This is a genomic window from Psychrobacter coccoides (genome assembly GCF_017498085.1).
GTDB lineage: Bacteria > Pseudomonadota > Gammaproteobacteria > Pseudomonadales > Moraxellaceae > Psychrobacter > Psychrobacter coccoides.
The window spans coordinates 29,338-43,204 of record NZ_JAGBKM010000020.1 but is presented as its reverse complement, the minus strand read 5'-3'; the positions used below and the strand labels follow the sequence as shown (position 1 = coordinate 43,204).

11 protein-coding genes are annotated in these 13,867 nt (G+C 46.0%); 5 read left to right on the top strand and 6 right to left on the bottom strand.

All coding sequences use genetic code 11. The features are described from left to right. The first annotated feature begins 890 nt into the window (after positions 1-890). The 3 genes from J3492_RS10595 to epmA all read left to right on the top strand — a co-directional run bounded on the left by J3492_RS10595 (position 891) and on the right by epmA (position 4,412). The gene (locus J3492_RS10595) at positions 891-2,063 is read left to right on the top strand and encodes an AI-2E family transporter (RefSeq protein ID WP_207992023.1); all 1,173 of its coding nucleotides are present in this window, start codon (positions 891-893) and stop codon (positions 2,061-2,063) included. Between the two features lie 128 nt (positions 2,064-2,191). Further along, positions 2,192-3,352 carry a 4-phosphoerythronate dehydrogenase gene (locus tag J3492_RS10590; protein ID WP_207992022.1) on the top strand — a complete coding sequence of 387 codons (1,161 nt, stop codon included), beginning with the start codon at positions 2,192-2,194 and terminating at the stop codon, positions 3,350-3,352. A gap of 34 nt (positions 3,353-3,386) precedes the next feature. Further along, complete coding sequence (gene epmA / locus J3492_RS10585) at positions 3,387-4,412, top strand: EF-P lysine aminoacylase EpmA (protein ID WP_207992021.1); 1,026 nt, start codon at positions 3,387-3,389, stop codon at positions 4,410-4,412. A gap of 136 nt (positions 4,413-4,548) precedes the next feature. Here the strand turns inward: epmA and J3492_RS10580 are convergent, their stop codons facing one another. The 6 genes from J3492_RS10580 to J3492_RS10555 all read right to left on the bottom strand — a co-directional run bounded on the left by J3492_RS10580 (position 4,549) and on the right by J3492_RS10555 (position 9,784). Further along, on the bottom strand, positions 4,549-5,187 hold the full coding sequence (locus J3492_RS10580; RefSeq protein WP_207992020.1) for an NAD(P)H-binding protein: 639 nt from the start codon (positions 5,185-5,187) through the stop codon (positions 4,549-4,551). 303 nt (positions 5,188-5,490) lie between these two features. Then, entirely contained in the window at positions 5,491-5,940 is a 450-nt protein-coding gene (locus J3492_RS10575; RefSeq protein ID WP_207992019.1) for a YaiI/YqxD family protein, read from the bottom strand. Beyond that, complete coding sequence (locus J3492_RS10570) at positions 5,940-7,358, bottom strand: 5-(carboxyamino)imidazole ribonucleotide synthase (RefSeq protein ID WP_207992018.1); 1,419 nt, start codon at positions 7,356-7,358, stop codon at positions 5,940-5,942. Before J3492_RS10570 ends, J3492_RS10575 begins: the two co-directional genes overlap by 1 nt. A 126-nt stretch (positions 7,359-7,484) precedes the next feature. After that, on the bottom strand, positions 7,485-8,033 hold the full coding sequence (gene purE, locus J3492_RS10565) for a 5-(carboxyamino)imidazole ribonucleotide mutase (protein WP_207992017.1): 549 nt from the start codon (positions 8,031-8,033) through the stop codon (positions 7,485-7,487). 117 nt (positions 8,034-8,150) lie between these two features. Beyond that, positions 8,151-9,119 carry a metallophosphoesterase gene (locus J3492_RS10560; protein ID WP_207992016.1) on the bottom strand — a complete coding sequence of 323 codons (969 nt, stop codon included), beginning with the start codon at positions 9,117-9,119 and terminating at the stop codon, positions 8,151-8,153. A gap of 56 nt (positions 9,120-9,175) precedes the next feature. Next, a complete protein-coding gene (locus J3492_RS10555; protein ID WP_207992015.1) occupies positions 9,176-9,784 on the bottom strand; it encodes a rhomboid family intramembrane serine protease in 609 nt (202 codons plus the stop codon). 299 nt (positions 9,785-10,083) lie between these two features. On the opposite strand from J3492_RS10555, the gene J3492_RS10550 reads away from it, so the two are divergent. Together J3492_RS10550 and J3492_RS10545 are read left to right on the top strand one after the other, a co-directional pair. Beyond that, positions 10,084-11,697, top strand: a complete 1,614-nt coding sequence (locus J3492_RS10550; RefSeq protein WP_207992014.1) for a hypothetical protein — start codon at positions 10,084-10,086, stop codon at positions 11,695-11,697. A 430-nt stretch (positions 11,698-12,127) separates the two neighbouring features. Next, positions 12,128-13,747, top strand: coding sequence for an OmpA family protein (locus J3492_RS10545; RefSeq protein WP_207992013.1), 1,620 nt, complete (start codon positions 12,128-12,130; stop codon positions 13,745-13,747). Positions 13,748-13,867: the final 120 nt, after the last annotated feature.

Here is a 13,867-nt window from a genome sequence, read left to right as displayed (position 1 = left end):
AATTAAGTTTGGGTAAAAAACCTCAAACAATTAAATCCTGTTGCAAACGCTGTTATCAATCAGTACTCAATGAACTGTCAAGTTATCAGTACTTATGGCAAGCTCATTCATGATGAAGCTAAGGCTTGATAACGCTAAGTTTTGCGCAAAAATAGTGCGCTCAAAGTGGTTTAGCTGTTTTTAAAACTATAATAGTCGCTTTAGTATAACATCAATTAGGAAACCTAAGAGTAAGCAGCAAGGATTTACTCACCATCAACTGCCGATTGGTCATAGTGCTGAGCGGTATAAAGTTTAGCGCACTTGCTGCCAGTATTTTTCGCTTCTATATGTCATCAAGAGCAACTGGTTCTAGTAATATTGTAAGTAAAAATTACAACATAGCGTTATCCAATGATGTGGTGTTATTGCATAATAGGCGCTGGGCATAAACTTACTAAGCAATTAACCATCACAGGCTACTCTAGGGCGTGTCCTCAATTCAATCGAAGGATACCTAAATGGGCTAAAAATGGCTAAATCTTGCCAAACAGCGTTAAATAGCTAGGTAATATCTCGATATTATCTGCGCTATTTTCCTTGTTTGACGGCGATTTATCTCATTTTTATCTCCATTTTTAATATGAGGACACGCCCTAGTATGAATGGTCTGTTGGTTTAATCTGCTAAAACGATATGTTTATCAGCTAATTATAGCTATCAATGAGGATTGGATATAAGCTATGGTTGGGAGATGATATAAGACAAAGTCTTCGATGTTACATAGTAATGACGCCTTAACTTCACCTTTGGCTATCGCTTATGGACATTATCCTAAGATAGTCACTCATTTATATATGTTATAGCAAACGTGCGTTTGAGCTTTGCTATCAGCTTTTGGTTTATACGCTATGATTGAAAACTGGACAAAAGAGTTAGTCATTCAACGCTTACTTGCCATTACCTTGCTCGCCATACTGATTATTTTGTGTTTTCAGGTGGTGCAGTTTTTTATTGTGCCGGCACTGTGGGCGGCGATTTTGGCTTATGTGACATTTCCAGTTTATAATTTCTTTCATCAAAGAGTGCGTCTCAGCCCAGATTTTAGCGCAGCGCTTATGACGGTGAGTATCTCTTTGATTATAGGTGTGCCCTTGGTGATAGGTTTATTTGTTTTGCAGCAAGAAGCATTAAACCTACTCAGTCATCTCGTTTATCGTATCAAAGCGGGCTATCTGGATGTACCAGAATCACTAAAAGAGCTGCCGGTTATCGGTCAGCAAATAAAAGATGCGTTGTGGCGTATCAATCAAAACCCTGAGGGGACGCTAGAGGCGTTTCGTCTGTGGATACAGTCGCATTTGTATTATGGCAAAGTCGCACTGGATGTGGCGGCCAGTACTTTAGCCAAGCTTGGCATGGCGCTGATGACGTTGTTTTTCTTTTATCGTGATGGCATCAGTCTGATGCGTCAGATTCGTCAGGCGCTGCGAAATGTCATTGGCAATCGTATCGATGGCTATATTGATTCAGTCGGTAGTACTACTCGTGCTGTGGTGTATGGTATCGGCTTGACAGCACTGGCGCAGGCGTTACTGGCAGGGGTAGGTTATTATTTCTCAGGTGCGCCAAGCCCAATATTGCTGACCATCGCCACGTTTGTGATTGCATTAATTCCTTTTGGTACGCCGTTTGCATGGGGTGCTGTCTCCATTTGGTTGTTGAGTCAAGGCCATACTGCTGAAGGAATTGGTCTGGCCCTGTGGGGTACTTTGGTCATCAGCTGGGTGGATAACCTAATTCGTCCTATCGTCATCAGCGGCGCCACCAAAATCCCTTTTATCATTATATTTATCGGTGTGCTAGGCGGTCTGACTGCTTTTGGCTTTGTTGGGTTGTTTATCGGTCCTGTGGTATTGGCCATTGCTTTGGCCGTATGGCGTGAGTGGATATCTCAGCATAAGGATGAGATTTTTACCTCCAGAGAAGTCGCTGTAACGGACAATCAAATGCTCTTGGATTTTGATGATTCACAAAAGCACCAAAGCGGCGAGCACAGCGGCCAACCTAAAACAAAAAAATAAAAAGTGATGGGTTATCGACGGTCGAAAAAACTCTATAATAGGTCTTGGAATCAATATGACATCATGACCTTTTTTTTCACTTATTACGCTTTTTATTTACCGAGCTCTAATCAACCGAGGCGCTTATTATGTCTAACGTCAACAAGGCTTCTATACCGACTGCGCAGGCTCTTGATGCTTGGTCTAACCAGTCATCTGAGACGCCCAACAGTCTCACTATTATCGCAGACAGCAACATTGCGAGTTTGGACGATTTTTTTAATGCGCAGACACTGGGCCAAGAGATTTATCAAACGGTCACGGTCATCAAAGTCGCTGGCCGTGACATCGACGCACAGCTGCTGGCTAAAGCACAGCCAGATGTTTTATTGGTGCGCTCAGTGACGCCAGTAAATGCCAGTCTTTTAGCAGATAATGACAGTGTGCGGTTTGTCGGATCGGCAACCATCGGCACCGATCATATCGATCAAGACTATCTGATACAGCGCAATATTCGTTTTGCTAATGCCGCTGGTTGTAGCAAGCATTCAGTTGCACAATATGTGTTAACCGCTATTTTGACTTTACGGCCTAAGTATTGGCAGCAGCCATCGACGCTCGGTATCATCGGTCTGGGAAACATAGGCAGTACGCTTGCCCAGTACGCGCATGATTTGGGCTGGCAGGTACTGGGCTATGACCCGCTGCTACCTGAGTCGAGTATCAATAACGCCAGCTTTGAGCAGGTTATTACACAAAGCGACGCTATCAGCCTGCATGTGCCACTGACCCAGCAGGATGACAGCGATTACCCAACGTGGCATTTGATCGATCAAGCGGCCTTGGCGGCTATGCCAGCAGATACCTTGCTTATCAATAGTGCTCGCGGGCCTGTGATCGATGCTGCAGCACTAACCTCTGATATCGCAGAAACCAAACGGCAAGTGGCTCTTGATGTCTTTGAGCATGAGCCGCAAGTGTTTGCGCCGCTATTGAATCAGCTGGCGCTTGCCACGCCGCATATCGCAGGATATACCCTTGAGGGTAAGCTGAGAGGGACACAGATGGTTTATGATGCGCTCTGCGAACAGTTGGCTCTAGCGCCCACTCAATCTATGCATCAGTTGCTACCGCTCAATACCTATCTGTGGTCGGAGCTCAAAGCACATCCAGAGCGCCTGATTAGGTTTTACGACATCAGACAAGACGATAAAGACCTGCGAGCAAAGCTGAGCGATGGTCAAGTCAGTGGTGCTGACTTTGATAAGCTTCGCCGTGAGTATCGTCTCCGCCGTGAGTGGCAACGGTAATCCTATTTTTTCTTTACAGTTGTGATTAATCATAATGAATCAAGCGAATCCCCCGTCTTCTCAGCCCACCTATGCTCCGACCATGACACTGACGATGGCACAAAAGCGTGCCCAGCTGTTGTCTGATATGCGTCGGTTTTTTGCGCTACGCCAAGTGCTCGAGGTGCAGACGCCGCTATTGTCGCAAGCGGGCAATACCGATACTTTTTTGCAGTCAGTCGCTGCAAAGGTTAGGTATCAAGACAAACCATGCACCTATTACCTGCACACCTCGCCTGAGTTTGCTATGAAACGCTTACTTGCCAGCTGGCAAGTGCCCATCTATCAAATCTGTCCTGTGTTTCGGGATAATGAGAGCGGGGTACGTCATAATATTGAATTTACCATGCTTGAGTGGTATCAGCCTCATTATGGCTTGGATGATTTGGCAACTGAGCTTGGTGAGCTATTAGCAGTACTGTATGGTCATCCTGTAGTCATGAGTCATTATCGTTATGTCGATGCGTTTATGGACTTTGTCGGTATTCATCCGCTGACATCTAGCCTGACAGCGCTGCAAGCAGTGGCAGAAGATAAAGGGTTGACTGGCTTTGATTTTAATAATGCCAATAACCGCAGTATAGAGAGCGAAGAGAGCATTCGCCAAAGTTGGCTCGATCTGCTATTTAGCCATGCTGTAGAGCCAAACCTGGGTCATGATTTGCCGACGTTGATTGTCGAGTATCCACCAGCGACAGCGGCACTGGCAAAGATGACAGTGGACAAAGAAGGCAATCAAGTCGCCAAGCGCTTTGAGCTATATATCAATGGTATTGAGATTGCCAATGCTTATGATGAGCTGGCAGACGGACAGGCCTTAAGGGAACGCTTTGAGCAGGACAATCAGCTGCGTCAGCTACATGATTTGCCACAGATGCCTATTGACGAACATCTGCTTGCGGCATCTGATGCCCTGATGCCCTGTAGTGGTATCGCTGTAGGTGTTGATAGATTACTCATGGTCATATCAGGCGCTAGCCGCTTAGAAGAAGTCATTCCTTTTCCCAGTGGCTTGGCTTAGGGTTTATTGAGAGGATCTATATCGTTGCTGTCTGGCTCATAGACAGCCATAAAAAAACGAGCAAACCTCTTGGCTTACTCGTTTTTTCCTTTAACGATTATAGAGCGACCGGGTGTTGATGATAGGTTTTTGATTACTATAATTTTGCGATAGCATCAGTGATTGTTGTCTCACCATTGTGCATGCTAAAGACTTTTTTAGTCGTATTGCTCGCATTCAGTACAGCAGCTAACGTAGTCGCCACATCTTCAATCGAGTTCTCACCCGCATTGTCGTCATTGATGGTGATTTTACCTGTACCTGTGCGTTCTTTTAGCGCACCTGCTTGGACGATGGTGTAATCCAGAGCGCTATTGTGGACCAACCACTGATCAGCATAGTGCTTACAGATATAGTATTCTTTTAAGTCTGCAATGCCTGGATGGTCCCATTTGCTAGTGTCTAACGAAAACACAGTACTCAACATAATATAGCGTTTGATGCCTTTATCTTCTACCGCTTGCATGGTCTTAACTGCACCATGCAGATCCACTTCCAATACATCTGTGCCGCCAGAGCCTGCCACAAAATACACAGCATCGATATCTGCGTCAATTTGCTGTTGAATGGCGTCTTTTTCAGCGGTAATGTCTAAATCTAACTGACTATAATTGTCATCGTTAAATAGTTTTTCCTCTTGACGGGTGGTGCCAATCACTTGATGATCATCTGCTAATAACTGCTTGACCAGATCGATGCCGACACGGCCACTGGCGCCAATGACTAAAATCTTCATAATTATTCCTATTGTTGTCTAAATGAACTGAATATAGACTAACAAGAATAAACGGCACACTCCGTTATGAAGCGTGCCGTTTGCATAGTGTTTGGTTATGGAGTGTATACGCTTTGCAAGGAAACCAACAAAGCATTAAGTATAGTCAGCTGAATGTAAAACTGTTATGGATTTAAACGCGCTACTGGTATAAATTTTATTTGCGTGCTGCGTTACTTCGATGCTGCGCAACCTATATTTTGAACAGAAAGCACCCCAGTAGCGCTATGACATTTTTAGAGTGTATCGACTATAATAAAGCGATTAACGTACCAGCTTATTTAGACCATCAGCAAAGGCTTTTTTGTCCCGATCGCCATAAGGCTTTTGACCGCTCATTTCCTGCAACTCTAGGACACCAGTACCACGCATGGTATCCATAAAATCTCGCATATTAAGCTTTTGTTTGATGTTCTCTTTATTATAAATCACCCCACGAGTGGTCAATACCAGACCATCTTTATCCAAAATATCATTGGCCAATGGAATGTCACTGGTAATGGCCAGATCGCCCGGCTGTATCTGCTCAACAATATAGTCATCAGCTTTATCAAACCCAGCGGGCACCACAGTCATGATGAGTAAGGGTGATTTACGTAGCTTGATCGGTTGATTGGCGACAAATATTGCTACGGTCTGTGTGCGCTCAGCCGTCTTGATGATTAAGTCTTTAGCAACTGATGGTACCGAATCAGCATCTACCCAGATTTGCATTATTTTTTGGCCTGTGTGGTCTTTAGTGGCTTGTCGGAGGCCTCATTTGCTAAGGGACTGTCTTTATGGTCTGACTGGTCCTGCGCAGGGCTATCTGACTTCTGCTTTGATTTGGCCTCTGTCGCACTGGTTTTGGCTGTATGCTCAGACGGTGCTGCATCTTCTGTGGCTTCCTCATTTGCCTGCTCTAGATTTTCTTGACTTACGATAGGCGCATACTCTTTGTCTAAGCCGACCTTATTGGGTAGGACAGCGATCAGCTTGGCCATTGAAGGCTCTAAGTCGCTCACGTCATTGGGCATCAAGGTGATGTGCGCAATTTTACGCGCTTCACGCTCAGCCTTATGGTAGCTATGATAGTGTACGCCATCGATCGCTAAAACGGTGCTGATGTCAGGATACTCTCCCAGTACGTTGACCATAATCGCTGGATGGATATTGTCAGTATCGCCTAAAGGCAAGCCCACCACCGCCCGAATATGGTTTTCAAATTGGCTGGTAATCGCCCCTTCTATACTCCAGTGTCCTGAATTATGGACACGAGGGGCAATCTCGTTGGCAAGCAGATAGTCATGACCACGCTCGTCTTTAGTCACGAAAAGCTCAAGTGCCATCACTCCCACATAGTTTAAGTGGTTCATGATAGTGGTGATGGCTTCTTTGGCTTGATTAAAGAGATGGCTGGTGCCCACAGCTGGCGCTTGGGTCTTGGCTAATATGCCATGGTGATGATGGTTTTCGACCAAGTCATAACACCGAACACTGCCGTCTTGGACACGTGCGGCGATGATAGAGACTTCACGACTAAAACGAATAAACCCTTCAGCGATAAGCGGTGCAGGGGTTGGTGTGAGGCTGCCTTTACCGCTGACAGCGTCTTTGAGCTCCCGCCAAGCGATTTTAATCTCACTGTCTGTTTTGATGACGTATTGACCTTTGCCGTCATAGCCGCCACGGCTGGTCTTTAATACGATGGGTAGCCCCAACTCAGCACAAGCGTGTTGCAGTTCAGCTTCAGAACTCACTGCTCTATAGGGCACAGTGGCGATATCTAAATCATTAAACATCTGCTTTTCTTTTAAGCGATCTTGGGCGATATCGAGCGCAATCGGTGGTGGAAACATCCCTTGTTTGTTGCCTGCTTTTGACAAGCGAGCCAGCTGCTCGACAGTCGCTGTCGGGGTGTTTTCAAACTCTAGCGTAAAGACGTCAGCAGTAGCGATGAACTCATCTAATTGGGCACTAGGATATACTTGTCCGTACAGACTGGCTGGGCAATCAGGATTGTCTTCTAAAAACACACACTGATAGCCGAGCGGTAGAGCAGCTTGGGCAAGCATCATACCAAGCTGACCACCACCTAAAATACCGATGGTACGAATGGTTTGAGTAACAGGATAAGCATTGGCTGTGGTCATGATAAGCACTCTTTTAACTTAAAAATGGATGAGAATGATCGTATTAAAAATAGGAAAAGGTGCAACGTATGCACCTTATTTTGTCTTTATTAAAACCTATAATGAAATAAATATAGAATAACAAGGCTAGCTGTTGATAATGCCAGGCGTTGGGCTGGCAAGGATGGTGTCCGTTTGTGTTTGACGCATGGTGTCGAGCTTAGTTGCGATAGCGTCATCGTGCAAGGCCAGTACCTGAATCGCCAATAGGGCTGCGTTATAAGCGCCAGCGGTACCTATCGCTAATGTCCCAACAGCCACTCCTTTGGGCATCTGTACGATAGACAGTAGGCTATCCCAACCGCTAAGCATTGATGACTTTACGGGGACACCAAAGACGGGCAGCGGCGTTTGGCTAGCACACATACCAGGCAAGTGTGCTGCGCCGCCAGCCCCAGCGATGATGACCTGCAAGCCGTTATCCTTGGCGTTTTTTGCATACTCAAATAATCTGTCAGGAGTTCGGTGTGCTGAGACCACTTCACAATCAAAGGCAATATCAAAGTCTGCGAGGAGCTGGGCTGCTGCACTCATGGTTGCCCAGTCAGACTGTGATCCCATAATGATACCAACTTTTGGTTGTCCGGCAGGAGAGAAGATGGGTTTAGGTGGTGTCGTCGCCGATGGGGTACTCATGATGCAATATCCTCAAAAAGACCATCATACAAAAATTTTGCTGTCTTCGTAAAGCCAATATTGCTTTTTAATCACAAAACCATAATGGCGACAATGATTTTGACCATTTTATCTCCTTTATTGCTCGGCTGAGTCTGACACCTCATCGTGGCGATACTGAACAAAACGCTCGGCTGTTAGGGGTAGTGGTCTGCTGGTATCAAATTGATAACACGTCAGATAGCCACTATCCATCGCTGCCGAGTAGTCGGTACAGATGACTTGTGGGCTCAATGGCTGAGGCTCGCCTAAAAGCCAATAATGACCGACAAATATAGGCTTGTGTGTCTTTAGGGTAAAGTCGATGTTTTTTGCCAAGGCATCTATTGGAATCTGTGCTAACGCTGATGACGGTGCACGGGCCACCTCCAGCAGGGTGCGCTCGTTGAGGTCACTGAGCCACCAACGCACTCGTACCCGTTTGCGTACCGTGCCTTGTTTGTCGACCATCACCACGCCTTCAGGCAGTGGCGTCTCTACGCCTTTTAGCACTCGCTCTAGAGCGTCAAAGGGCGGTGTGAACTCTCTGGAAGTTACTTCAAGAGCGTGAGGGGTCAAACAGTTGTCAGCGGTGAGCATTGGTTTTAGTAGCGCCATACTGTCTACATCCCAGCAAGCATGGACAAAACAAGCCTCATCGGTCTCAATCCACAAGGGAATCTCATAAAAACGTTGGATCCAATATTGATGCAGTGTTGAACCGAAAGGCACTTCTGCCAAAAAGGTTTCGTGCTGACGGGTATGGGTTTCGTCATGTGAACGTAGATATTGCCCTGGCTTGTTAGGATCTGGTGTCGCATACGCTATGGCATTATATTCGTGGTTGCCCATCACAGCATCAGCGACATCCGCATCTAGCATGGCAAAGACGATCTCAAGGGTCTTGATTTGCTGTGTGCCTCGGTCAATTAGGTCGCCGATAAACAGCGCTCGATGACCCTCAGGTGGTACGTAATGCTCGCCGTTATGCACATAACCCAACTGCTCGAGTAAGCCGATCAGCTTATCTGCATAACCATGAACATCACCAATAATATCTATAATCATAAGTCGTTATCAAAATCTAAAGTGTAATAAAAAACCAGTTCAAATGAGTCTATATCCTAAAGTACTGGTGAAAACAGCGCATTAATAAAGTGTGGCAACACTCTAGGCTCCAGAGCGACCGTCGCTATCACCCCAAACGCACCGCCCCACATATGAGCCATATGGTTGATATTGGAGCCACCACGCTTATCAGCATAAATACTATAGGCCACATAAGCAATGGCAAACACGATCGCAGGAATGGGAATGACAGCGAATAAATAAAGTGTCTCCCAAGGCGCCAGCAGTATAAAAGCAAACAACACCGCTGATACTCCGCCTGAGGCCCCTAGGCTTAAATAACTGGCACTGTTCTTATTTTTGAGGTAGCTTGGTATCATCGCCACGATAATGGCCAACAAATAAAATACCACAAACCCATAACCACCCAGAAAAGGCTGGTACAGACCTTCAATGGCCCGACCAAAAAAGTATAGCGTAAACATGTTAAATAACAGATGCATACTATCAGCATGGATAAAACCATGACTGACAAAACGGTACCATTGGCCTTGACTCACTGCCGGTGGATAGAAGATCAGCCGATTGAACAGCGCTTTATTTTGCCATGCCAATAAGCTAACAATAACCGTGACAATAATGATAAGGGTAGTGTGGTTAAACAATGAGGATTCCTTAGGCTGCGCTGGTGTTGCGAAGCGATATAGGTGTGGTTCTGGTTCATATACTCAGTAATTATAGACAGCATTTAGCTCATTTACAGCCACTAAATGCTGAAACAAACCAGGTATCTTATACCTACAAGCTATTTAAACAAGATAAGCTCATCGTAATTTCTTTAGAAGACAATTACAATTGAATCATAGCGCAGCTTACATATGCATACACATTATACCTGTTATGCTATTAAACAGACCTTGCACCTCTAAAATAACCACTCAACTCAAACATAAAGACAAAGTTTATGACGCTCATTAATCAACTTGAACAAACCGTCACCAAAGCAGTAGCAGATGATGATACAAATGTGGCGCAGACCAGCTTATTGGAGCAGTTTTATGCCATATTCATCATGCGCTTGGCACAGCCAATGGTGTATTCACAGCTGCTGCGTAGCCATCAAGATATATCGGCCACATCTAATACAAACGCTGTCCTATTTGAGCAGGTTTGGCAGTCGCCAGCGCAGCGTCAGCGCTTGATTGATGAGCTGTCCGCAACCCATCATGTGACTGCGGCGACCACTGAGCAGTTATTAGTTAATGCCTCACAGTTGACCTATCAAGTGCTTAAAAACCAAGCGCAGGGGCAGTTTCTGCCGGCATTTTTGCAGACGCAGCAGGCAAGCATCCGTCAGTATCTACCTGTATGGGCTGAGACAGTGCTTGTGGAGCCTGCCTCAGAGACCTCTAGTACACCAAGTCAGACGATCATAAATAGTGATGAAAGCACAGCCTATGACCGTACGAGGCAAGCGACTACCGATACAGTGGATTTAACCGCTTCAGATCCAGCCATAAATGACGTGCCAGATAATCCCCCAGAAAGCATGTCACCCACAGGGCAGCCAGCGCCCTCGTCAGACTTAACGAGTAAAGACAGTATCGATGTCGCTCATGTCAATCCAGCAGAGTATCGTGAGCCACATACGCCGACAGACACCAGTGCTCATCAGCACGGCGCTCGCCAGCAACGAAACAACTATATTATTATCGGCCTGTTGTTGATTGGTTTATTGGGTGCTATTGGTATGGTGTGGCTACTAGTGCTGCAACCAAATGCCAGTAGCCCAGCAGAGCCGCCTGTCGCTATGGAGCATGCCGCTACGACAGTGACCGCAACCGCAGAGCCTGTACAGCAGACGGTTGCGCCTACTGAGCTGGTAGTGGCCGTTGATAACACGGGCAGTTTGTATCATTGTACGGCTGTGGTTGGTAATGTGACGTTGCAAAACATGCTAAAACAAGCTTTAGAAGTAAGCTTTGCTGAGCAATCAAACGCCTGTGAATTAACCGTAAAACAAGGTGTCGCTACCCGTTTCTCCGGTATTGATACCAAGACGCTACCTGATCTCTTTACTCTGCTGCGCTCAGTGCCTTTTGCACGCCTACAGCTGCAAGATGACACCATTAATCTCGAAGCCCCCGACGCTGAGCTGCTACAAAGTTTGGTCACTGATATGCGCTCGCTGATTCCTCAGGTGACGATTACCGCAGCAGCGCCTTTGCCACTCACCGAAAACAATGACCTAGTGACCGACAATAACAACGAAGGGTCTGCCTTACCTGATCTGGATGATGAGTTCAATACAGCAGCAATGATGACTGACGCTAATAACGAGCCGACATCTGATACGCAAGAAAACAACAGCCAAGCCTATCAAGCACTAGACGACGACATCGATGATCCTGCCTTAGCAGCACCAAACTATGATGATGATATTCATGATACTCAGCCCCCTGTACCAGCAGGTCCTATATCGGCAGCAGAAGTTGATGCGCTTGCTCGTACAACTATCGTCGCTGAGCAGCTGCGCAATGAGCGCCCGGTAGATGAAGATATCGTACCCAACGAGTAAGGTAGCGTGCTGCCGGATAGCTTGTAGATAACTTGGGTCTGCGCCAGCTGTGTCATTTAGCCGCTTCTTATAGTTGCCTAACGCTACGCTTGTTACGTGTTACAACTGAAACATTACTTACTGTATCATTTGCACAACAGCCGCTTGATTGTACTGCCTTTGCTATCGCTCCTATAATAACGACAGTAAATACAGATAAATATAGAGACTTACTTTATATAGATACTTATATATAGAGACTTACTTTGATAAAGGCACTCATTTTATTTAATAAATTATTTAACCAAGATGCCAGTCTTAACAAATACCCATCTTAATAAATAAGTATCGAGTGCCGTATTTCTATTGTACTAATGATGCTTGATAGATTTTGAGTCTTTATATTGAGGTTATCTACCAGTACTGACATTTGAGTGGAGGAGATTATATTATGGATATTATAGGTCATTTAACACGCACGGTTACCCCAGCAGTACTTGGTGATGATCGTGCGCCTGCAAAGAAAAGTCTACTAGAACAGTTTTATGCTATTTTTGCTGCACGACTTGCAGATAACGAAACGTACAGCCGTTTTTCTAATGAAAACATCGCTCGTGATGATCAAGGGTTTTATGAGCGGGTCTGGATGGATGGCGCCAATCGAGACCTAATATCACGTGAGCTTGCAGGTGCGCATAATGTCGATGCAGACGCCTCTCGTGGCTTGGTTGCTATGGCAGCACCCTTAGCATTTCATGAAATCAAAAGCTTAGCCGGAACCACGCCTGTGCCGCAGTTTTTGAATGATAATCGTGAAAATTATCAACACCATATACCCGCCTGGGCTGGCACTGTAGTTCCCGCCAGCATGCTTGCCGCTGCGCCCGCTGGCGAGCGTATTTCCGATACTGTCAGTACCGCACCGTTACAGCGTACAGAAGAAGAAAAAGGCAGCTTTATGAAAGCACTGTTGCCTATCATTGGCCTTATTATACTGGCAGCACTGGCTTGGGCATTATTACGTGGTTGTCAAGAAAACCCTGAGCCCGTCGGTGCACCTGTTGCGACCGAGCAGCAAGAAGCGGCCGCTACGGAAGACCAAGTCATGGCAGCGACTGATGTCGAGCCGGCGTCGCTACGTCTCGCTACTGGTGAAGCAAACAGCTTGTATGCCTGTCGCATGAATGTCGGTGACGACACACTACAGACGACAGTGATGAACGCCATGAACAACACATTTGGTGATGAAGCCAGTAAGTGCCGTGCTGACGTTGATAATAGCTTTGCTACTGATATGCCAGCCAGCGCCCAGCTTGCGACTATCTTACCGATTTTTAAAAGCGTGCCAAACGCCAGCATGGTCATCAAAGGCGACGAGATCGTCGTTAACAGCGCCGATGAGTCCTTGCTAGATAAGTTAGTCAGCGATTTACAAGCCGCTGCACCAGCTATGACCGTAGTGGCTGAGGGACCTCTTGATCTACAAGGTGAAATCGACGACAGTCTAGTAGCGGCAGAGGCAGCAGTAGATAAGCTGGGTGAAAACCCTGATCCTCGTGATGTGGCTCGTGCCCTTAGCTTACAAGTTATCAACTTTGAGCTTGATAAAGCCTTTATACCGGAAGTGAACAAGCCGTTTCTTGATCGTGCAGCGACTATCTTGCAAGAAGTACCTGATATGGAGCTGATGATCATCGGTCATACTGATTCACAAGCTTCTGACGAATATAACATGACTCTATCACGTGAGCGTGCTGAATCAGTCAAAGAGTACCTAGTATCTCAAGGTGTCGATGCCAGCAAGCTGACGACCAAAGGCATGGGTGAGTCGGAGCCAATTGCAGACAACTCAACAGAGCAGGGCCGTTTCAGAAATCGCCGTATTGAGTTTACAGTATATGACGAAACCACGATGAGTGATGAAGGTATCGTGGTAGATGCAGACGATAGCGTCATTACTAATGAACCAATCGACCCGGATCTAAACCCATTAGACGATAACAATGATGACCTGCTACCAGACAGTGATGATCCAACGCAAGGCACTGAGTTAGATCCTAATGCTAACTAATAAGCGCTAGGACGTCATTTGATAATTTGGTGGTGTATCAGAAAGTATGCTGAGGAAATAAAAGGAGAGTGACAGCCGAAGCAAGATGATATATTTGAGGTTATGAAGACACAAATAGAA

What these genes read in the sequence shown, in the direction of transcription:
- J3492_RS10550 (WP_207992014.1), top strand. Translation starts at nt 10,084, where the DNA reads ATGACGCTCATTAATCAACTTGAACAAACCGTCACCAAAGCAGTAGCA.
- purE (WP_207992017.1), bottom strand. Translation starts at nt 8,033, where the DNA reads ATGAGTACCCCATCGGCGACGACACCACCTAAACCCATCTTCTCTCCT.
- J3492_RS10545 (WP_207992013.1), top strand. Translation starts at nt 12,128, where the DNA reads ATGGATATTATAGGTCATTTAACACGCACGGTTACCCCAGCAGTACTT.
- J3492_RS10580 (WP_207992020.1), bottom strand. Translation starts at nt 5,187, where the DNA reads ATGAAGATTTTAGTCATTGGCGCCAGTGGCCGTGTCGGCATCGATCTG.
- J3492_RS10595 (WP_207992023.1), top strand. Translation starts at nt 891, where the DNA reads ATGATTGAAAACTGGACAAAAGAGTTAGTCATTCAACGCTTACTTGCC.
- epmA (WP_207992021.1), top strand. Translation starts at nt 3,387, where the DNA reads ATGAATCAAGCGAATCCCCCGTCTTCTCAGCCCACCTATGCTCCGACC.
- J3492_RS10560 (WP_207992016.1), bottom strand. Translation starts at nt 9,119, where the DNA reads ATGATTATAGATATTATTGGTGATGTTCATGGTTATGCAGATAAGCTG.
- J3492_RS10570 (WP_207992018.1), bottom strand. Translation starts at nt 7,358, where the DNA reads ATGACCACAGCCAATGCTTATCCTGTTACTCAAACCATTCGTACCATC.
- J3492_RS10575 (WP_207992019.1), bottom strand. Translation starts at nt 5,940, where the DNA reads ATGCAAATCTGGGTAGATGCTGATTCGGTACCATCAGTTGCTAAAGAC.
- J3492_RS10590 (WP_207992022.1), top strand. Translation starts at nt 2,192, where the DNA reads ATGTCTAACGTCAACAAGGCTTCTATACCGACTGCGCAGGCTCTTGAT.